This window comes from Acinetobacter sp. RW6 (genome assembly GCF_041956835.1).
Taxonomy (GTDB): Bacteria; Pseudomonadota; Gammaproteobacteria; order Pseudomonadales; family Moraxellaceae; genus Acinetobacter; species Acinetobacter calcoaceticus.
In genome coordinates, this window is record NZ_CP167121.1 from 3,168,484 (window position 1) to 3,188,772 (window position 20,289).

Genomic DNA, 20,289 nt, shown 5'->3' on the forward strand with positions numbered 1-20,289 from the left:
AAATAAGGGTTATCTATGTCTTTTACCCGCTCTCAAATTTTTCTTGCCTGTACTCTGGCATCTAGCCTTTTGTTCAGTGCTTGTTCTAAAGAAAACAAACCACAAAAAGAAGATGCGCTCACAGCGACTGCACCTGCTACAGGGGAAGCTTCAACCATTATCGAGCGTAATGCTAAGCAGCGTTTAATCGAGACTTTGCAAAAACAATTTAAAAATGCAAATATCAGCGCCAAAATTTTAGATATCAAGCCGACTGAAGTTCCTAATTTATATTGGGTAAATCTAGAAGGGATGACATCAGTTTATACAACAAGTGATGGTAAATATTTAATTCAAGGTGATGTTATCCGCTTAGGAGGCAAAGAGCTTCATAATATTGGTGACTCACTTCAAGCATCAGAAAATAAAAAGCATCTTGCCGCTTTAAAAAATGAAGATCTTATTGTCTACCCAGCAAAAGGCAAGGCTAAGCACGTGATCTATGTGTTTACCGATGCAAGCTGTCCTTATTGCCATAAGCTACATGAGCACATACCCGAAATTAATGAAAAGGGTATTGAGATACGCTATATCGCTTGGCCACGCGGCGAACAATTTATGCCAACCATGGAAGCTGTATGGTGTAACGCAGATCGTAAAGCTGCCTTTAATCAAGCAGTACAAGGTATTAACATTCCACCTGCTCAATGTAAAAACCCTGTTCGAGAGCAATATCAACTTGGCTTGAATATGGGTGTAAATGGTACACCTGCTATTTACAATGCTGATGGCGAGTACTTGGGTGGATATCTAACACCAGATGAATTAATTAAACGTCTGGATAAATAACATCCTTTGATGTGATGAATGATTAATCATCTGTCTCTTAAGAAAAGCGCTGCACTTATTGCAGCGCTTTGTTTTTTCACTAATTAATACTTTATCCACCTATGTTTAAAGACTGATCTACTCTTCTTTTCCAAACATCGCACTCTAATTCATTGAACAGGCACTAAAAGCGCTAGAGTCTGGCGTTTTTTTTAGCTATGATCTAGCTTCAACTAAATGATTAAATGATGAATGGAGTGTGACGTGAAACCAGTTCGCCTGGCAATACTCGGTCTAGGAACCGTAGGTGGAGGAGCCCTTAAACTACTACAAGAAAATGCCGCTGAAATTAAACGTCGCACCGGTCGCGAAATTCAAATTACCCACGTTGGAACACGCCGCCCTCGTCCAGATCTCGAATTAGAAGGGATTAAACAAAGCGCAGATTTACTTGATATCGTTCGTCAACCAGATGTTGATATGGTTGTTGAAGTGATGGGTGGTATACACCCTGCTTACGAAGTCATCATGGAAGCGATCAAACACGGCAAACAAGTCGTTACTGCAAATAAAGCCTTACTTGCAGAACATGGCAACGAACTATTTAAAGCAGCTGAAGATAATGCTGTACAAATCGCTTATGAAGCAGCAGTTGCTGGCGGTATTCCAATTATTAAAGTCATCCGTGAAGGTCTTGCTGCAAACCATATTCAATGGTTGGCAGGTATCATTAACGGCACAGGCAACTTTATTCTGACCGAAATGCGTGAGAAAGGTCGTGCATTTGATGATGTATTAAAAGAAGCTCAAGAACTTGGCTATGCAGAAGCAGATCCAACTTTTGACGTTGAAGGTATTGATGCTGCGCACAAACTTACCATTTTAGCGTCTTGTGCGTTTGGTATTCCGCTTCAGTTCGATAAAGTCTATACCGAAGGTATTAGCAAAATTACTGCACAAGATGTGAAATATGCCGAAGATCTCGGTTTCCGCATTAAACACCTAGGAATTGCGCGTCGCGCTGAAAAGGGTATTGAACTACGTGTTCACCCAACACTCATTCCAGATGAGCAGCTTATTGCGAATGTAAATGGTGTTAAAAATGCCGTTTTAGTTCAAGCACATGCCGTAGGTCCAACACTCTATTACGGCGCTGGTGCTGGTGCTGGTCCAACTGCTTCTGCTGTTGTTGCCGATGTAATTGATATTGTCCGTGATATTTCTTATACCGAAGATGGTGCTGGAACTATTCCTCAACTTGCTTTTGAAGCATTAACAAATGTGCCAATTTTAAGCCGTGAAGAAATGACCACAGGTTATTACATCCGCTTAAATGCAGAAGATCAAACTGGCGTACTTGCAGATGTCACTACAATCTTAAGCCGTGCTGGAATTAGTATTGATGCCATCATGCAACAATCCCGTTTAAAAGACCTTATTCCAATCGTGATTCTCACCGATCCAATCGTCGAATCTAAAATGGATGAGGCACTTGCACAAATTCAAGCCTTACCTGCAATTCGTGGCGAAATCGTAAGAATTCGTTTAGAATCGCTCGATAGTTAATCAGGTTGAGGGAAAGATTCCCTCTCCCGCTTCACCTCTAATTGGAACACCATCATGTCTAATGCCAATCGTTATACTGGTCTTGTAGATCGTTATCGTGACCGTTTGCCAGTTTCGGCAACTACTCGTGCTATCTCTTTGGGGGAAGGCAACACCCCACTCATTAAACTAGAGAATATTCCACGTATTATTGGCAAAGATGTTGAAATTTATGTGAAATATGAGGGTTTAAACCCAACTGGTTCATTTAAAGACCGTGGTATGACCATGGCTGTAACCAAAGCGGTTGAAGAAGGCTCTAAAGCGATTATCTGTGCATCTACTGGTAACACTTCTGCTGCTGCTGCCGCTTATGCTGCACGCGCAGGTATCAAAGCGTTTGTTTTGATTCCAGAAGGCAAAATTGCGATGGGTAAAATGGCGCAAGCGATGATGTATGGTGCGATCACTATGCAAATCCGTGGTAACTTCGATGATGGTATGCGTCTTGTAAAAGAAGTTGCTGATCAAGCGCCTGTAACGATTGTAAACTCAATCAACCCTTACCGTTTGCAAGGTCAAAAAACCATTGCTTATGAAATCGTTGAAGCTTTAGGCCGTGCACCTGATTATCACTGCTTACCTGTAGGTAACGCAGGTAACATCACAGCTCACTGGATGGGCTATACTGAAGCAGTAGCAAATCAACCTGCTGATCAGTTTGAACAAGTTATTTATGACGCAGCAACAGATCAGTTTAGTGGTCCAAAACCTGAAGGTTTACCAACAATGGTAGGTTATCAGGCTTCTGGCGCAGCTCCATTCTTACGCGGTGCTCCAGTTGAAAACCCAGAAACAGTTGCAACTGCAATCCGTATTGGTAACCCACAAAGCTGGAACCATGCTAAAGCAGTCGTACGCGACTCTAAAGGTTGGTTTGATGAACTTCAAGACAGCGAAATTTTAGAAGCTCAACGCTTACTTTCTATGTACGAAGGCGTATTTGTTGAGCCAGCATCTGCTGCTTCTATCGGTGGTGCGATTCGCGATATTAAAGCAGGTAAGATTGCTGAAGGTTCTGTCATTGTATGTACAGTAACTGGTAATGGCTTAAAAGACCCAGATACTGCAATCAAACAATGTGCTGATGCAGTCATGTTGTCAATTGATGCAACAATGAGCCAAGTAAAAGATTCGATTTTATCTAATATGTAAAATCTGAGTTTTCAAAAAACGGCTGTTCAACACAGCCGTTTTTTTATGTCTTTTTTATAGCCATAAAAAAACGCTTCTTGATAGAAGCGTTTTTAGAATAATTAAATTAAATACGTTTTGGTAAATTACTTAACCAACTCAATAGGTTAGTTGCATCATTATTACGTGCTTGCGAACTTGGCTCACCAAGCAATACAATCACGGCTGGACGCGAGTTTACAGTCGTATGCATGACAACACAGCGACCTGCTTCATTGATATAACCCGTTTTAGACAAGTTAATATTCCAACCACCATTACGTACTAGAGCATTGGTATTATTAGATTTCAATACGCGATAACCCAAGTTAAAGTCATAAGTTGGTGTGGTTGAGAATTGACGAATTAAGCCATATTGAGATGCCGTACTCGCCAAAATTCCTAAGTCGCGTGCAGAAGATACATTACGTGGATCTAAGCCTGTAGATTCATAATAATGAGTTGCGTTCATACCTAAAGCACGTGCTTTAGAGTTCATTGCAGCAACGAATGCAGGACGCCCCCCCGGATAAGTACGCGCTAAAGCCGCTGCTGCCGGATTTTCAGACTTCATTAAAGCAAACAATAAGACTTCTGCACGGTTCATCTTGTCACCAACACGGAGTGTTGAACTTGAATTTTTACCGTTTGCCCCCGCAAAATCAATTTGCTCAAGCATAATTTCTTCTGACATGTTTAAACGAGCATCTGCCGTTACCACTGCTGTCATTAACTTGGTAATAGATGCAATTGGCACAGAAGCATTCGTATTTTTACTAAACAGTACTTCACCAGTTTGTGCATCCATCACTAACGCAGCGCGAGCACTTACACTCGGCTGAGCATTGTAACCAGAGGTATCGCGGATTTGAGCAAATTTTGGTGCAGATGCCACAACTTTGGGTGCATTACCACCACGTAAAGTTGTAGTTACAGATGTTGACCCTTGTATAGTTGGCTCATCATCTTCATCATTCAAAAGTTGACTAGCGTCAGCTGAAGACCAATTTAAACTTGCACTCCCACCACTCCCTGAGGACGGGTTATTGACGAGTTCTGCAAAGCTTGTTGAACTCAAACTAAGCAAAATAGACATGCTTAGCACATGTATTAAAGACTTTTTAGAATTTTTCACGGCACAATACTCGACTCAGGGTGATACACATTTGCGCTTACTATAATTATGCCTTACATTTGAGGTATAAGGTATAACGCTTTTACCGACACAATTGTGCACAACTATTCGCTCACTATATAAGAATAGGATTGCTAATTTTGTCATTCCATTGCAAGCTAATTTTGCTTTATGTAACAAAAAACTTGTTTTTTGAAAGAAAGGAGGTCTTCTTGATTACAGTTTTAGTTGTGGATGACCATGAACTTGTACGTACAGGCATTTGCCGTATGTTAGAAGATCATGCCGATGTAGAGGTCATTGGACAAGCCGAATCGGGTGAAGAAGCAATTGCTATTGTTCGTCAGAAACATCCTCAAGTTGTGCTACTTGATGTCAACATGCCAGGCATCGGGGGCGTAGAAACCACACGTCGTTTACTACAAACCGCACCAGATACAAAAGTTATTGCTGTAAGTGGCTTATCAGAAGAACCTTACCCTTCTCTTTTGCTTAAAGCAGGAGCTAAAGGCTACATCACGAAAGGTGCTCCAATTACAGAAATGGTTCGAGCAATCAACAAAGTCATGCAAGGTGGTAAATACTTCAGTGCAGATATTGCTGAGCAGTTGGCGAGTTCCTATCTATCAGACACACAACAATCACCTTTTGACGCCCTATCCGAACGAGAAATGCAAGTTGCAATGATGGTTGTAAATTGTATTAGCGCTCAAGAAATTGCGGACAAACTTTTTGTAAGTGTCAAAACGGTAAATACTTACCGCTACCGTATTTTTGAAAAACTCGCCATCGATAGTGATGTTAAACTAACTCATCTTGCGATTCGGTATGGTCTGATCAAACCATAATCACACTATATGCAATTTCCCTTAAACTCATCGTTGTCCAATACGATTTTTCGTTTGGGCACGTGGTATGGTTTATATCGTCTTATTATTGCGGTTAGCCTCAATATTATTTTGGTTTTAACCGATTCTCAAATCGACAATAGTCTACAACAACCCGCTTTATATTCTTACACACTGCTTGGCTATTCCATATTAAGCCTTCTTCAGCTTTTGTGTTTTAAGTTTGTTGCAACTCAGGCAACACGGCAGCTTATTTTATTTTTTGTAGTTGATATTATCTCTCTGAGTTTACTTACATTTTCTGTAGGTGAACCAAACCTTCAACTTAGCTTGCTGTATGTTATTGCTATATTCACCTCGGCAATTTTACTCAGCGCAAGAATGTCTTTACTCATTACATTACTTGCAGTCATTGCGGTTATTTACCAACGTTTTGTCGGTAGTTTATTTGACTACAATAATCTTAATACGATTGGTAATAGTGCCCTTCTAGCCTTCTTATTTTTTGTGGTGCATGGGATCGGGCAAATTGCGGTTCAGCGCTTTAAATTACTTGAGGCGCTTACGTTTCACCAATCAATAGAGCTCTATCAACTACAAAATATTAACCGCTATATTCTGGAACAAATTGAAGAAGGTTATCTTGTTCTAGATGAAAACTATGACATTGTTTTAAGTAATCCGGCTGCCTGCTCTCTGTTAGGGATTCCGCCACAATTTGCCAGTGAAAAATATCCTTTAGCTAAATGGCACTCCGATTTATTTGAAATTCTTAAGTTTGATAACCTACAAGAAGGTGATCGATTTATTTTTGAGTCTCGTCTGTCGGCTTACTCTATTAACATTAAAGTGCAGCATCTTGTGGTGCCGCAACAAGCATTGACGCTACTCATCTTACAAGATGCACAACACATTAATCAGCAAGCTCAACAACTCAAACTGGCTGCTTTAGGGCAACTTTCAGCCAGTATTGCACATGAAATCCGTAATCCTCTGGCAGCAATTGTTCAGGCAAATGAATTACTTAAAGATAGTGATTTAGAGCAGCAAAATACTTTACGCCGTATGATTGGTAAGCAAACAAAACGTATTGATAGTATTGTTCAAGACACCTTAGGACTTGCCAGCAGCGAAAGAACTCATCCAATCCAGATTGAATTAAACGACTTCATAAAGACATTATTAGATGAAGATCTATCGGATGTTAAACATTCTATACAGCTTAAAATCTCTGATTCATCCTTAAAATTATTATTTGACGAGAAACAACTCAGACAAGTGCTGATTAACCTTGTCAGGAATGCCTTACGACATAATGCACCTGATTCACCCCATGTTCTGATCAACATTCACTCACAGACAAATAAAATCTATATTGATGTGATCGATTACGGCGAAGGTGTTTCAAAACGTGATATATCTCAATTATTTAAACCATTTTTTAGTACCGAAATTAATGGAACTGGTTTAGGATTATACTTGTCTCATAGTTTTTGTGAGGCAAACCATGCAAAGCTCACGTATGTAGAGCAAAAACAAGGGGCATGCTTCCGAATGGAATGCCCAATAATATATTGATTTTTTATTAGGTTTTTGGGGAAATGGCAGAACAGCAACCACTAGTTTTGCTTGTAGACGATGAAGAAGATTTGTGCCTTTTAATGCAAATGACTCTTGCGCGAATGGGGATTAAAACACATCTTGCTTATCGGGTTGAACAGGCCAAACAACTCTTTACTCAGTTTCATTATGATGCATGCTTAACCGATTTAAACCTACCCGATGGTAGCGGTTTAGAATTAGTTAAACATGTTTCTCAAACTTATTCTCACACACCAATTGCAGTTCTAACTGCGTACGGCAATATGGATATTGCAATTGCAGCATTAAAGGCGGGAGCTTTTGATTTTGTAAGCAAACCTATTAACCAAATTCATTTAGATCAGTTATTAAAAAAAGCGCTAAATCAGCCAAAACCAGAGCATGAGTTTGGTGAAATAACGTTGGAAAATGACCTATTAATTGGACGTTCTCCACCGATACAAAACCTACGTATTGCTATAAAAAAAATAGCTCGTTCCCAAGCTCCGGTGTTTGTGACAGGCGAGTCTGGTACAGGTAAAGAAGTTGTTGCTAATCTTATTCACCGTTTGAGTAACCGCAGCGAAGGTCCATTTATTGCGATTAACTGTGGAGCAATTCCAACTGAGCTCATGGAAAGTGAACTTTTTGGACATAAAAAAGGCAGTTTTACTGGAGCTACCCAAGACAAACAAGGCCTTATTTTGTCTGCTCATGGCGGCAGCTTATTTTTAGATGAAATTGCCGAATTGCCTTTAAGTATGCAAGTCAAATTACTTCGGGCAGTACAAGAGAAAAAAATTCGTCCAGTAGGTTCCGATCAGGAAATCGATGTTGATTTTCGGGTGATTAGCGCCAGCCACCAAGATTTAGATTTATTAGTTCGACAAGGTAAATTCCGTCAGGATTTATTTTTCCGTATTCATGTTATGGATATCCTGTTACCGCCACTGCGTGAGCGCGGTGGAGATATTTTGTTATTAGCCAATCATTTTATTCAAAAGGTTTGTATGGAATGGGAAATTCCAAGCAAACAATTAACCACTACTGCTGAAACTTATTTATTGCAGCAAGATTTTCCAGGTAATGTTCGTGAATTAAGAAATATGATTGAACGAGCTATTACCTTAAGTGATGATGAATGTATTGATTTAACACACTTAGCACCTCCTCTCAGAGGCAGTAGCGTTAACTCGCAAATCGCGACTAAACAAGTGAATCAAACATCAACAGCGATTACTCAGACTCGGCCAAAATTACCAATGGAAGGTTTAGAACGCTACTTAGAAAATATTGAAAAAGATATTCTACTGAACGCGTTGGACATGACACATTGGAACCGGACCTTAGCAGCTAAAAAGCTTGGAATGACCTTCCGTTCTTTACGCTATCGACTGAAAAAGTTTGGCTTAGATACTGAATTAGGAGAGGAAGTATAAAAGACTATTTTTTCTTTAGAAATAAGTCTGCAACACGATCTAAATATACGTCTTCTTTCATTTCTGGGGGCAAAGGATAGGTCTGATTAGGCTGAATACCTTGCCCTTCAATCATATTGCCATTTGGTGTGTAATAGTGTGAGACTGTCATTTGTAGTGCCGCACCACTTGGCAAAGGAAACAGTTTCTGCACTACTCCTTTCCCATAACTTTTTTCACCGATTACCCAAGCACGCTGGTGTTCTTTCATGGCCGCGGTAAAAACTTCTGCTGCCGATGCAGAACGATGATTAATTAATATACCTAATTTTATATTCTGAAATTCATTGCCGGGCAGAGCCTGAAATTGCTGATTACCTTCCGAACGGCTTTTAGTTGAAACGATAATCCCACTATTTAGAAATAAATCTGCCGACTCGACTGCTGCTGATAACAACCCACCCGGATTGTTTCGTAAATCGATTAAAACGGCTTTTAAACGTGGTGAACTATTTTCTTCAATTAACCGTTTAATTTCATTTGCGGTGTCTTGCTGGAATACTCTAATTTTTAGCACTAAAACCTGATTATGTAGCATTACAGGTTCTATATCGGTTTCTATTTTTTTATTACGAACTAGGTTGATGTTTCCATTTAAATCTTCTGCTTGTACTTGAAGCGTACTTCCGATAGAGCCATAAAGCAGCCCAAGCACCTGATCTTGGTTTAAATTTTTTAAATCTTGATTATCAATCTTGAGAATCGCTTGACCATTTCTCAAACCTAATTTGTATGAGTCTGAACCAGTTTTAAGATCACGAATCATCCATTTATGGACATGCAATTCAGGGCTTAAAGCAAAATCAACCGAGGCGAGATCACCTTCGGTATATTGAATCAATTGACGATATTCTTCTGCCGACAAATAGCGCGAGTAACGATCTAGTCCACTCACCAACCCTTTAATGGCTTGTTGGAATAAGGCATCGTCGGACTTCACGTCAACGTAATTATCTCGAACGATTCCATAGATTTGAACAAACTGCTGAATCGACTCAATCGGTACCTCTGCATAACTATGTTCCGGTTCTTCCGAATCCGAATGCAAAGGTGACAATTTCTCTTTTACAACTGGCGCCGCAAAAGCAAATTGGCTGCAACACAGCAACATACTTACAATAAGTTTTTTATATTTAATGTGTTGCAGCATCCAATCACCTTTGGCTTATGCAGATAATGTAATCAGATTACGCCCTTGCATTTCAGCAGGAACAGGAATCTGCATTAAATTGAGAATAGTCGGTGCTACATCGGCAAGCACACCACCTTCTGCAATTGTTGCTTGTGTTGGGCCAACATAGATAAACGGTACAAGTTCCGTTGTATGTTGAGTGTGAACTTGACCGCTTTCGTAGTCTTGCATTTGTTCCACGTTACCATGGTCGGCAGTAATCAGCATATGGCCTTTCTTTGCCATTACCGCTTCATAAACACGCCCAAGACAAAGATCGACTGCTTCAACTGCTTTAACTGCAGCATCAAAAATACCTGTATGACCTACCATATCACCATTGGCATAGTTCACAACCAATAAATCGTATTCGCCAGAATTAATGGCTTTAACCAATTCATCAGTTACTTCATAAGCACTCATTTCAGGCTTAAGGTCATACGTTGCAACGTTTGGAGATGGAATCAAAATACGCTTTTCACCCGGATATTCATCTTCACGTCCGCCACTAAAGAAGAACGTTACATGAGCATATTTTTCAGTTTCGGCAATACGTAACTGAGTCTTTCCAAGAGAAGATAAATATTCACCCAATGAATTTTTTAATGCTTCTGGCATGTATGCAACTGGTGCATCAATGCTAGCTTGATAACGGGTTAGCATGACAAATTTAGAAAGGTTTGGTACAACTTTGCGTTCGAAGCCAGCAAAGTCTTTTTCTACAAATGCACGAGTAATTTCACGAGCTCGGTCAGCACGGAAATTCATAAATACAACGCTATCGCCGTCTTGTACTTTAGCAACATCACCAATACGAGTCGCTTTTACAAACTCATCGTTTTCATTGGCTGCATAAGCTAACTCTAACCCTTCCATTGCTGTTTGCGCAGTGCGAAGTGCCTCACCTTCAGTCAACAAGCGATAAGCTTGCTCAACACGATCCCAACGGTTATCGCGGTCCATTGCAAAGTAGCGGCCAATCATGGTCGCGATACGGCCTTGACCTTGGTATTGCGCGAATAATGCATCTAATTTTTCTAAAGACGGCTGAGCACTGCGTGGAGGCGTATCACGACCATCAAGGAAAGCATGTAAATAAACTTTTGCACCACGCTTTAATGCAAGCTCACACATCGCCACAATATGGTCTTCATGTGAATGAACGCCACCGTCTGAGAGCAACCCCATAATATGGACAGCACCACCAGCGGCTTTGGCTTTTTCAACAGCATCAATCAACACTTCATGTTTAAAAAAGTCGCCCGTACGAATATCTTTAGTAATACGGGTAAAGTCTTGATACAAAACACGACCAGCACCAAGATTCATATGGCCGACTTCAGAGTTACCCATTTGTCCATCAGGTAAACCAACATCTTCACCAGAACCAGAAATTAGACTATTTGGATGCTTTGCTGTCATTGCCGCCAAATTCGGTGTTTTTGCTGCAAGAAAAGCATTATCTTCAATCGCTTCACGGTGACCAACACCATCCATAATGACCAGAACGTGAGGGATCTTGCCAGCAGTTGCATCCGTCATAATCTATTTCTCTTTTGTCTACAATTTCGTCACAATATCTTACCGAATTTTCGGTCAAGACTCTATTTATTCCTATGGCTTTCACCAATATCTACTATTGATGAAAACCATGAATATCAATTATTACTAGCGAGCGCGGTAAAGCAAATAACTTCCGGCACCAAACATTAATAATATAGGTACAAGTACAAACCAAGCTGGAGATGGGGCATAAACCAAGCTGGCATAACCCAAGAAATCTTGCAAATAATAGAAACTCAAACCAATAAACAATGCGATTACCAAACGGAAACCCATCGATTGTTGGCGTAATGGTCCAAAAATAAATGAACATGCCACGAGAACCAGAGCAATCAACGAAAATGGCGAGGCAACTTTTTGCCAGAAAGCCAATTGATAGGTCTTTGGAACCTGACTATATTCATCCATATAGCGCATAAAGCTAATAAGTTGGCTTGGTGATAAATCCTCAGGATCTAAAGTCACCATGTGCACATATTTAGGCTGTAATGCTAAAGAAAGCGATTGTTCGTCATGGTCAGTCTTGATGGCATTGCCTGTCGCCAAAATATCCATTTGTTGTGCTTTCTTCAAAGCCCATTGACCATCTTTTACAAACTGCCCTTGCTGAGCATTAATCAATGATTGTAAGTAATAGTTCTGGTCAAAATCGACCACTTGAATATCTTTTAAATTGCCCTGAGAGTTAGCATAGTCGATATAGATAAATCGCTGCCCTTCACGTGACCAATAACCTTTCACTTCGCCTAAAGCAGCTACAGAGCGGTGACTTTTAACACTTTCTGCTTTTTCATTGGTATATGGAATAACCCATTCACTTAAAGCAAACGACAAAATAATAAGCAGTAAAGCTGAGCGCATCACCCAACCAACAATACGCCATAAGCTAATACCAGCAGAGCGCATAACAATAAGTTCACTGCTGGTTGCTAGTGACCCTAAACCAATTACAGCACCAATCAAGGCAGAAATAGGCAAAATTTCATATAGATAACGAGGAGCACCCCACAACACATAGATGAGAGCTTGCCATGCGTTATAGTCTGGTTTGAGTTCACCCAACTCGCCCAAGTATGTAAATAAGATCTGTAAAATCGACAAAACAACTGTGGTGCCAAACATTGCAAGCGCAGTGGTTTTCGTCACATATTTGGCGACTATTCGACGTGCTAACATTATAATTTCACTCGCTTGATCTGTTTCTTGATTTTAGGTGCCAACTTCTGTTTACGTGAAAATAAGGCAGCTGCAACGCCATAAACTACCAACACGGCAGGATAAGCCCAAATATCGAGTTCTTCTTTACTAATACGAGTCTTGATTGCAATCATTAATACAATCAGACTGGAAAAAATAAAAACTGCCGGAATAAGACGATAATAACGACCTTGTCTTGGACTCACCTCAGACAATCCCACAGAAAGCATTAAAGCAATAAGAATGGTGAATGGTCCAAACAAACGCCATCCCAACTCACTTCTTATGACTGGATCATTCGTTTTTGAAAAGAGTTTAGTCGTTGATAATGCTTCTACATCCCCACTTTCAAATTTAACATCTTTGTCATTTTCTAAACGTAGACGATAAGACTGAAACTCTGCTTGTGTATATTTTGGTTGTCCCGGAAATATTTCATAACGACGGCCTTGCACCAGATCAACGACATTGGCTGTGTCATTTGCAACTTCTACACGAGTCGCTTCTTTTGCCAAGATCATGACATCTGGCTTATCTTCTTTAGTCGCACGTTGATAAAAGAAAATGTCTTTTAGATTTTTTCGATCTTCAGATAGTGAACCCGCATAAATCGTATAGGGTCCAGAAGAAATAAACTCTCTTGGGCGAACCAAATCGAAACCTGTACGAACAGCTTGGGTGGTGGTTAATTTTTCAAACTCACGCAGTCCCCACGGCGTCATCCAGAGCATAAGCACAGACTGACAAACCATATAAACAAGCGTCATTGGAATGAGTAATCGTGCTAATTGATGACGGCTCACCCCACTACCGTTTAGTACTGCCATTTCATGGTCAACATATAAACGACCAAACACCAACATTAAACCAATGAAAAAACCCAATGGTAAAATGAGTGTTAGAAATTCAGGTAAACGATATCCAATGATGCTAAACAAGATGCTGGCATCTAAACGTCCCTGTGCCGCCACACCAAAGTATTTGATCAGACGACCACCCATCATGATTAAGGTCAATAAGGAAATGACCACCAATGAGGTAGAGACAACTTGCTTGACGAGATAACGCCGAATAATCAAAGTAATACTTCCAAAAGGCTAATCGGGACGACTGCTAGTTTACCCGAATGTTAAAAATATAAAACCGCACATTGCAACGCTATGCTTGAAAGTGTTTCAATGTTTTAATTCATCATAACTTTCTATAGGCAATCACGACAGCCATGAAATTTACAACTTATACAACTTTTCCCGAACAGACATCTAATGAATCTTTGTGGGTTTTAGTTGATTCAGAACAGCTACAAAGCAACGTCAACACATATCAAATCAATAACCTAGAAAGCGTTCTTAGCGCTACCCAATTTAAAGGCAACTTCAACGAAACTCTGCCACTGTTTGGTCAGATTTCAAATCAGCCTCACAGCCAATTACTTGGCTTAGGAAAAACAGCTGAACTTCAGACAGTTAAGCTCGCTAAACTTGCTCAAACTATTATCAAATCGACACAAAATAAATTTAAGCATATCGCAATTGATATTGCTGCGTTACCTGTCGAGCACCATTATTTATTTGCTTTAAGCTTAACTCAAGCAGCTTATGGTTATGATGAGTTTAAATCGAAAAAAAATGAATTTGTGTTACAACAGGTTGATTTAATTAGTTCAACGACTAGCCTAGATGAAAAACAACTGGCTTTAGTACATGCGGTACAGTCTGGTCAGTCTTATGCACGCGACCTTGGCAACCGTCCGGGTAATATTTGTTTCCCTGAATATTTGGCAGAACAGGCTCTAGCTTTAGCGGCAGAATTCCCTGACTTACTTAAAGTCACTGTTTTAAATGAGCAGCAAATGGCTGATTTAGGCATGTATGCTTTTCTTGCAGTAAGCAAAGGATCTGAACGTCCGGGCCGTATCGTAACTCTCGAATATCAAGCACAGATTGATCAAGCTCCGGTTGTTCTCGTTGGTAAAGGCGTAACTTTTGATACAGGTGGTATTTCTCTAAAACCAGGCCTTGGCATGGATGAAATGAAATTCGATATGTGTGGTGCAGCCTCTGTACTGGGTACCATTCGTGCCCTATGCGAAGCAAAACTTCCTATTCATGTAGTAGGTGCAATTGCAGCAGCAGAAAACATGCCTTCTGGTAAAGCAACTCGTCCAGGTGACATTGTGAGCACCATGAGCGGACAAACTGTTGAAATTTTAAATACAGATGCTGAAGGCCGTCTTGTACTGTGTGACACATTGACCTATATCAAACGCTTCAACCCAGCAGTAGTGGTTGATATTGCGACTTTAACAGGTGCCTGTGTAGTCGCTTTAGGTAAAGTACTCAGTGGTTTGTTCTCACCAGATGATGCTTTGGCAGCCGAACTCCAACAAGCGGGCGAGCAATCATTTGACCGTGTATGGCGTATGCCAGTCATTGATGATTATCAAGAGTTACTTGACTCACCATTTGCTGATATTGCAAACATCGGTGGACCATATGGCGGCGCGATTACGGCTGCATGTTTCCTTGAACGCTTTACACGTGAGTATCGTTGGGCTCATTTAGATGTTGCAGGAACAGCGTGGCTTTCTGGTCCAGCTAAAGGCGCAACTGGTCGTCCAGTACCACTCCTCATGCAATTTTTAGCAAATCGTGTAAATACGAATGGCTAAAGTTAGTTTTTATCTGTTTGAAACCAGTGAAGAACGGCAAGTCGATAGTGCTTGCCGTTTATGCCGAAAAATTTTACAGAAGCATCCTAAAATCTGGTGGTATTGCCCAGATGTACAACTACAACAGATGCTTGATGAAAGATTATGGGAATTTGACCCAGTCAGTTTCATTGCGCATGGTGTTGACCAGACTGATGCTGCTGTATGTATTTCGGCTAAACAACCGCTCGAACAAGGCTTGTTAGTATTTAATTTTAACAATCATGCACTTGATCAAGTTGATCATTTTAGCCACATTATAGAAATTGTTGAAAATAATGAAACAGCCAAGCAAATTGGTCGAGAAAAATTTAAAATGTATCGCCGTTTGGGTATAGAACCGCGGACCTTTAAATTATAACGCGCTAAAATGTAAATACTGTTGATCAAGGAGAACCATGGTGGCATTAAATGTCGGGCAAGATTTTAAAAAAAGATGGTTAAATGCGCCTGAAGCTGTCCGTCATACCTATCAACAGGATCTGGCACGTATTTGCGATCTCCTCGAACCCCAAACCCCTATTCAGCTTTGGGTTTTAAATGATGAAAAAGCGCAGTTAGAATCACAGCAAAAAATTGAACAAGCCTACGCAGATCTTAAAGCAGAGCTCATTGAGCAAGCACGTATTCGTCGTCAACTTGCTTTAGAAAAAGCACTTGCTGACAAACGTGCATCAGAAGCTGCTTATGCTGCGGAGTTGCAAGCAGACGAAATTCGTAAGTTTAATGAACAGACTGAAACATTACACATATTACGTAGTCATTTAGAACAAGAGGTTGCGGAGCAAACCGCGCGTTATCAGAAAAATCCTGAAACACCAGCAGTCAATTACTCTGCTGGTGTAAAACTTAGTATTACCGATGATCAAATCTTATCTGAGCTTGAAAGTTTACGTATTCGTTTAGAACTTGAAGCTGAAAGCTTAATTGAACAGTCTGTAACGGCTTTCCGAGCTAAGCTACATTCGGCAGCTCAAGAAGAAATTGAATACATTTTAAAGAATTCTAAGTTTTCTGATGAAAAAATAGAAAAGTAAACCTTTAAATATTTCTTTTGTCATAAAAGTGACACGTATATGTCACAGAATAGACATATAGATTATTCTTATAGATCAATTAATTATAAGAATGAAAAGTAGCTATTCAAGATAATTAATGAGGATAAGAGATGGACATTCTGCATCAGATTTCAAAGCAAGTTGAACAGCTAAATCAGGGTGAGCAATGGACGTTTTCAGCACAAGAATTTTATATGAGTCATAACGACTTTAACTCTTTATCTATCTTACTTACACGTGAGTCTGAAACCCGTGATTTTACAATTACTCGCACTCAGCATAACAAGCCATGGGTCGGCACACACTCGGTTACTCTAACCAAGCATTAAGTTTTCAAAATAAAAAAACCGGAACATGTGTCCGGTTTTTTTATTTTAAGATCTAGCTTTTTATTTTAAAAAGCCATTCTCAGCTAAAAAAGCCATACTAATATTTGACTCTGTTTTTTGTTCAGCTGCTTTGTCACCTAGTAATAAACGCTCGATATAACGCGCTAGAACATCGACTTCAAGGTTTACCTTGCTGCCTACTTGCCATGTTCCAATGTTAGTACGTTCTGCTGTATGCGGAATTAAGTTCAAGCTTAAAATATTTCCGCGTAAGTGGTTAATCGTTAAACTAATACCATCTACGGTCACAGAACCTTTTTCCGCTAAATATTTAGCAAGTTCTGCGGGTGCCGTCACTTCATAATAGATTGAGCGAGCATCTTCACGTACTACAGTAATTTCGCCCACGCCATCAACGTGACCACTTACAATGTGTCCACCAAAGCGTGTTGTGGGTAACATTGCTTTTTCAACATTGACACGTTGCCCAACTTTCCAGTGGCCCAAAGTCGTTCGGTTTAAACTCTCACGAGAAACATCAGCTGCATACCAATTATCGCCCCATTCAATCACTGTGAGGCAAATTCCATTGGTCGCAATTGAGTCACCCAAATGCACATCTGACATATCCAGATCAGTCTGAATACGTAAACGCACATCACCGCCTACGCTTTGCAGGCTTTCAACTTTTCCTAAACTTTCAATAATGCCTGTAAACATGGCTCAATCTCCAAATCTTTTTACACTGCTTAAATTGCAGCGCTTACCAAAGTGCGAGCTGTGTACTATTACCTGAAGTATCTACACCACCTAGCTCGGCGAAGTGGTAAAGCTGGCCTAATAACTGACGTAATGGTGGCCCTGACTTGGCATGAGTATCAGTAATCACAATAAACTCAAGCACGCGTGCACGTTCAGACTGTCGCTGTTTACTTACTCGATAGCGCGGAACATCTTGTGTTAACAAGGTCACTTTGCCCCGCTCCAGATTGGCCATAAGCAAATCTTTCGGCTCGATATTACCATCAGTTGAATAACTGGTCAGAATATAGCGGGCATTGATGGTTGAAAGTAGTTTTTCATACGCATCTTTAGCATATTTAGAAGAGTTATATGGGCTTGGACGCTCTTTACGCCAAGCTCTATCAATTCCGCTCTTATAACCTTTGGTATCTGGTGAAGGTAAATCGACCTGATCCCATAAAGTTAATGCATTTAAAACATGGTAATTACTACTATATGCATGCTGGTTATACGGTGGATCGAGATAGGCAACATCTACTTCAAAACCACTCATTTGATTTGCTAGATGCTGTGAATCTACACACCACATTTCAGCAGCAGGACGTTTACGATCACCAATCTCGCAAAAACGACTCGGTGTTAACCAAAGTAATGACTCAATTCGTTCTAACGCAGTTTGTGTACGTCCGCCCCACCCTTGATGGAAGCTTTTAAATACACCACTGGTGTTACTGACAAAACTGGCTGAATAGAGCAAAGGCGCGAGTAATGCACTCATCTCTACATCATTAATTGCGCCTTGAGATTGCCATGTTGCAATCTGCTGGCGAATCGCATCAATACGCATACCATTACGGCGTTTAAAGAACAAACGGTCACGAGCTGGATCATAAATATCATCATTACGTGGGCAAAGGTTATGTGTTACCCAACCCTTAACTTCAGGTAAGCGATTTAAATAATCGATTGCCTTCTGATACCCGCCTAGCTCTTTAAAAGCAGGTGCATCAATACAAGCTAAAATCGCATGATTTAACGCATGGCTATAAGGTTCCCAGTCATTCGCAATCACTCGGTAACCATTTTGACGCGCCAAACGAGATACTACGCCACTGCCGGCAAAGAAATCGGCAAAAATCGGAGGATTCTTTTTCTTGCTATTCAGCGTCCCTGTAATTTCAAGGGCTTCTAAAATTAGATGGAGCAATCGGCGCTTATTACCCAAGTAAGGAACAAGCTGATGGAAAAGATATTCGTCTGTCGTACGGGCTGCATGACGACGTTTGTGATAAACCGAAGGCTCTGGATTCATACTTTCTCTTGCGTAGGGATTAACCTTAAGCGTATATCTTGATCAAGTTGTGTCACATCAAGAAGTGTAAAACGAAGTTGTTGTGCCATATATTCAAACTCTGCATTGAACATGGCTCTTGCACTTTTCCCCAATAATGTCGGGGCAATATAATTGATCAACTCATCTACCAAACCTTCTTGTAAAAAGGCAGTAGATAATGTTGCACCAGCTTCTACCAATACATCATAAATTTGATATTGCTTAGATAAGGTCTGTAACAGCACTTTTAAAGGCTGAATTTCTAATTGTATCACGCCTAAATCAGCAAGTTCTTGACGATATGGCCCCATCACCATCACAGTTTCAGGGTTTTCTAAAATTTTAGCAGCAAGCGGCAAACGACCTTGGCGGTCTAAAATAATCCGTTTTGGCTGTGCAATTGTCTCAATATCAACACTGCCCAGAGTTCGTACATTAAGCTGACAGTCATCTGCAATCACAGTATCAATCCCTGTAATCACTGCTCCTGATATGGCACGCCAATGCTGTACATCTTGACGCGCAACTGCACCGGTAATCCACTTCGATTCACCAGATGCCATTGCAGTACGTCCATCTAGGCTTGAAGCTACTTTTAAGCGTACATAAGGCATGCCCGTAGACATCGCCTTTAAGAAACCTTGGTTTAATTTTTCTGCCAAATCTTCACAAATGCCAACTTCTACTTCAATTCCGGCATTTTTCAGAATCTGAACACCCTTACCCGCAACAAGTGGGTTTGGATCAGGACATGCCACAACCACCTTTTTAACCTGTGCATTAACCAGTGCTTCAGCACAAGGAGGAGTTCTCCCATAATGTGCACATGGCTCAAGCGTCACATACGCTGTTGCACCTTGAGCCTGCTCAGCTGCCTGACGTAAGGCAAAAACCTCTGCGTGTGGTTGACCTGCTTTAGGATGGAAGCCCTCACCGATTAACTGATCATCTTTGACAATGACACAACCAACATTTGGATTAGGCTTAGTCGAATATAGACCCCGTTTGGCAAGTTCAATAGCTTGCTGCATCCAATATTGATCTTTTTTCAACTCAGACATAAAAATCTCAAATAATTATTGTTCACGTTGCTGCATTTGCTCAATTTGTCGGCGAAAAGCTTCAACATCCTGAAAATCTTGATAAACAGAAGCAAATCGAACATAAGCGACATGGTCGAGTGCAAATAGAGATTGCATGACGACTTCACCAATTGTTCTAGACTTCACGTCCCGCTCACCTAAACGGCGAATCTGTAATTGAATATCACTTAAAACAGTTTCTATCTGTTCTTGAGTGACCGGACGTTTTTGCAATGCATGCATTAACGAACGGCGTAGCTTGGCCTCATCGAAAGGTTCATTCTTTCCATTCGATTTGATCACACGGGGCATCACCACTTCATAGCTTTCAAAAGTGGTAAAACGTTCACCGCAACTTACACACTCACGACGTCGACGAATCTGACAGCCTTCGGCGGCTAAACGTGAATCGATGACTTTACTATCTGCGGCGTTGCAAAATGGACAATGCATAGCGGATTTATAGGGTCGATTA

General features: G+C 40.6%; 19 protein-coding genes. 10 read left to right on the plus strand and 9 right to left on the minus strand.

The window, feature by feature from the left end; translation table 11 throughout:
• The first annotated feature begins 15 nt into the window (after window positions 1-15).
• The 3 genes from ACB088_RS15000 to thrC all read left to right on the plus strand — a co-directional run bounded on the left by ACB088_RS15000 (window position 16) and on the right by thrC (window position 3,567).
• Window positions 16-828, plus strand: a complete 813-nt coding sequence (locus ACB088_RS15000; protein ID WP_375037336.1) for a DsbC family protein — start codon at window positions 16-18, stop codon at window positions 826-828.
• A gap of 243 nt (window positions 829-1,071) precedes the next feature.
• Entirely contained in the window at window positions 1,072-2,373 is a 1,302-nt protein-coding gene (locus ACB088_RS15005) for a homoserine dehydrogenase (RefSeq protein WP_004640662.1), read from the plus strand.
• Window positions 2,374-2,427: 54 nt separating this feature from the next.
• Window positions 2,428-3,567 (plus strand): threonine synthase, encoded by a 1,140-nt coding sequence (gene thrC / locus ACB088_RS15010; RefSeq protein WP_375037337.1) that lies wholly within the window; start codon window positions 2,428-2,430, stop codon window positions 3,565-3,567.
• Between the two features lie 106 nt (window positions 3,568-3,673).
• Here the strand turns inward: thrC and pbpG are convergent, their stop codons facing one another.
• The gene (gene pbpG, locus ACB088_RS15015) at window positions 3,674-4,720 is read right to left on the minus strand and encodes a D-alanyl-D-alanine endopeptidase PBP7/8 (RefSeq protein WP_003654437.1); all 1,047 of its coding nucleotides are present in this window, start codon (window positions 4,718-4,720) and stop codon (window positions 3,674-3,676) included.
• Window positions 4,721-4,932: 212 nt separating this feature from the next.
• On the opposite strand from pbpG, the gene ACB088_RS15020 reads away from it, so the two are divergent.
• The 3 genes from ACB088_RS15020 to ACB088_RS15030 are packed head-to-tail and all read left to right on the plus strand — an operon-like array spanning window position 4,933 to window position 8,588.
• Window positions 4,933-5,568 carry a response regulator gene (locus ACB088_RS15020; RefSeq protein ID WP_003654436.1) on the plus strand — a complete coding sequence of 212 codons (636 nt, stop codon included), beginning with the start codon at window positions 4,933-4,935 and terminating at the stop codon, window positions 5,566-5,568.
• A gap of 9 nt (window positions 5,569-5,577) precedes the next feature.
• On the plus strand, window positions 5,578-7,146 hold the full coding sequence (locus ACB088_RS15025) for an ATP-binding protein (RefSeq protein WP_375037338.1): 1,569 nt from the start codon (window positions 5,578-5,580) through the stop codon (window positions 7,144-7,146).
• Window positions 7,147-7,169: 23 nt separating this feature from the next.
• Window positions 7,170-8,588 carry a sigma-54-dependent transcriptional regulator gene (locus ACB088_RS15030; protein WP_375037339.1) on the plus strand — a complete coding sequence of 473 codons (1,419 nt, stop codon included), beginning with the start codon at window positions 7,170-7,172 and terminating at the stop codon, window positions 8,586-8,588.
• A gap of 4 nt (window positions 8,589-8,592) precedes the next feature.
• Here ACB088_RS15030 and ACB088_RS15035 read toward each other — a convergent pair whose 3' ends face one another.
• From ACB088_RS15035 to lptF, 4 genes are all read right to left on the minus strand, one after another.
• Window positions 8,593-9,777, minus strand: a complete 1,185-nt coding sequence (locus ACB088_RS15035) for a S41 family peptidase (RefSeq protein ID WP_004640654.1) — start codon at window positions 9,775-9,777, stop codon at window positions 8,593-8,595.
• Window positions 9,778-9,792: 15 nt separating this feature from the next.
• Window positions 9,793-11,340 (minus strand): 2,3-bisphosphoglycerate-independent phosphoglycerate mutase, encoded by a 1,548-nt coding sequence (gpmI, locus tag ACB088_RS15040; protein ID WP_375037340.1) that lies wholly within the window; start codon window positions 11,338-11,340, stop codon window positions 9,793-9,795.
• Window positions 11,341-11,466: 126 nt separating this feature from the next.
• Entirely contained in the window at window positions 11,467-12,537 is a 1,071-nt protein-coding gene (gene lptG, locus ACB088_RS15045) for an LPS export ABC transporter permease LptG (protein ID WP_092709631.1), read from the minus strand.
• Window positions 12,537-13,637 (minus strand): LPS export ABC transporter permease LptF, encoded by a 1,101-nt coding sequence (lptF, locus tag ACB088_RS15050; RefSeq protein ID WP_092709634.1) that lies wholly within the window; start codon window positions 13,635-13,637, stop codon window positions 12,537-12,539. Before lptF ends, lptG begins: the two co-directional genes overlap by 1 nt.
• A gap of 143 nt (window positions 13,638-13,780) precedes the next feature.
• Here lptF and ACB088_RS15055 point away from each other — a divergent pair, with 143 nt between their 5' ends.
• From ACB088_RS15055 to ACB088_RS15070, 4 genes are all read left to right on the plus strand, one after another.
• Window positions 13,781-15,229 carry a leucyl aminopeptidase gene (locus ACB088_RS15055; protein ID WP_375037341.1) on the plus strand — a complete coding sequence of 483 codons (1,449 nt, stop codon included), beginning with the start codon at window positions 13,781-13,783 and terminating at the stop codon, window positions 15,227-15,229.
• Window positions 15,222-15,629 carry a DNA polymerase III subunit chi gene (locus ACB088_RS15060; RefSeq protein WP_133748034.1) on the plus strand — a complete coding sequence of 136 codons (408 nt, stop codon included), beginning with the start codon at window positions 15,222-15,224 and terminating at the stop codon, window positions 15,627-15,629. The genes ACB088_RS15055 and ACB088_RS15060 overlap by 8 nt, the downstream gene beginning before the upstream one ends.
• Window positions 15,630-15,666: 37 nt before the next feature.
• A complete protein-coding gene (locus ACB088_RS15065; RefSeq protein ID WP_017387765.1) occupies window positions 15,667-16,305 on the plus strand; it encodes a hypothetical protein in 639 nt (212 codons plus the stop codon).
• 131 nt (window positions 16,306-16,436) lie between these two features.
• On the plus strand, window positions 16,437-16,655 hold the full coding sequence (locus ACB088_RS15070) for a hypothetical protein (RefSeq protein ID WP_003654423.1): 219 nt from the start codon (window positions 16,437-16,439) through the stop codon (window positions 16,653-16,655).
• A 60-nt stretch (window positions 16,656-16,715) separates the two neighbouring features.
• On the opposite strand, the gene ACB088_RS15075 is transcribed toward ACB088_RS15070, so the two are convergent.
• The 4 genes from ACB088_RS15075 to nrdR are packed head-to-tail and all read right to left on the minus strand — an operon-like array spanning window position 16,716 to window position 20,267.
• Window positions 16,716-17,375, minus strand: a complete 660-nt coding sequence (locus ACB088_RS15075) for a riboflavin synthase (RefSeq protein ID WP_005037345.1) — start codon at window positions 17,373-17,375, stop codon at window positions 16,716-16,718.
• A gap of 43 nt (window positions 17,376-17,418) precedes the next feature.
• Window positions 17,419-18,711: a DNA adenine methylase gene (locus tag ACB088_RS15080; protein WP_003654420.1), complete on the minus strand. Its 1,293-nt coding sequence runs from the start codon at window positions 18,709-18,711 to the stop codon at window positions 17,419-17,421.
• Window positions 18,708-19,793: a bifunctional diaminohydroxyphosphoribosylaminopyrimidine deaminase/5-amino-6-(5-phosphoribosylamino)uracil reductase RibD gene (gene ribD, locus ACB088_RS15085; RefSeq protein WP_375037342.1), complete on the minus strand. Its 1,086-nt coding sequence runs from the start codon at window positions 19,791-19,793 to the stop codon at window positions 18,708-18,710. Before ribD ends, ACB088_RS15080 begins: the two co-directional genes overlap by 4 nt.
• Before the next feature lie 15 nt (window positions 19,794-19,808).
• Window positions 19,809-20,267 carry a transcriptional regulator NrdR gene (gene nrdR / locus ACB088_RS15090; RefSeq protein ID WP_003654416.1) on the minus strand — a complete coding sequence of 153 codons (459 nt, stop codon included), beginning with the start codon at window positions 20,265-20,267 and terminating at the stop codon, window positions 19,809-19,811.
• Window positions 20,268-20,289: the final 22 nt, after the last annotated feature.

Bases quoted from the DNA above. Each gene is read 5' to 3' on its own strand.
- lptG (WP_092709631.1), bottom strand. From the start codon at position 12,537: ATGTTAGCACGTCGAATAGTCGCCAAATATGTGACGAAAACCACTGCG.
- thrC (WP_375037337.1), top strand. From the start codon at position 2,428: ATGTCTAATGCCAATCGTTATACTGGTCTTGTAGATCGTTATCGTGAC.
- ACB088_RS15030 (WP_375037339.1), top strand. From the start codon at position 7,170: ATGGCAGAACAGCAACCACTAGTTTTGCTTGTAGACGATGAAGAAGAT.
- ACB088_RS15035 (WP_004640654.1), bottom strand. From the start codon at position 9,777: ATGCTGCAACACATTAAATATAAAAAACTTATTGTAAGTATGTTGCTG.
- ACB088_RS15080 (WP_003654420.1), bottom strand. From the start codon at position 18,711: ATGAATCCAGAGCCTTCGGTTTATCACAAACGTCGTCATGCAGCCCGT.
- ACB088_RS15065 (WP_017387765.1), top strand. From the start codon at position 15,667: ATGGTGGCATTAAATGTCGGGCAAGATTTTAAAAAAAGATGGTTAAAT.
- gpmI (WP_375037340.1), bottom strand. From the start codon at position 11,340: ATGACGGATGCAACTGCTGGCAAGATCCCTCACGTTCTGGTCATTATG.
- ACB088_RS15075 (WP_005037345.1), bottom strand. From the start codon at position 17,375: ATGTTTACAGGCATTATTGAAAGTTTAGGAAAAGTTGAAAGCCTGCAA.
- ACB088_RS15070 (WP_003654423.1), top strand. From the start codon at position 16,437: ATGGACATTCTGCATCAGATTTCAAAGCAAGTTGAACAGCTAAATCAG.
- ribD (WP_375037342.1), bottom strand. From the start codon at position 19,793: ATGTCTGAGTTGAAAAAAGATCAATATTGGATGCAGCAAGCTATTGAA.
- ACB088_RS15055 (WP_375037341.1), top strand. From the start codon at position 13,781: ATGAAATTTACAACTTATACAACTTTTCCCGAACAGACATCTAATGAA.
- ACB088_RS15060 (WP_133748034.1), top strand. From the start codon at position 15,222: ATGGCTAAAGTTAGTTTTTATCTGTTTGAAACCAGTGAAGAACGGCAA.
- ACB088_RS15000 (WP_375037336.1), top strand. From the start codon at position 16: ATGTCTTTTACCCGCTCTCAAATTTTTCTTGCCTGTACTCTGGCATCT.
- ACB088_RS15025 (WP_375037338.1), top strand. From the start codon at position 5,578: ATGCAATTTCCCTTAAACTCATCGTTGTCCAATACGATTTTTCGTTTG.
- nrdR (WP_003654416.1), bottom strand. From the start codon at position 20,267: ATGCATTGTCCATTTTGCAACGCCGCAGATAGTAAAGTCATCGATTCA.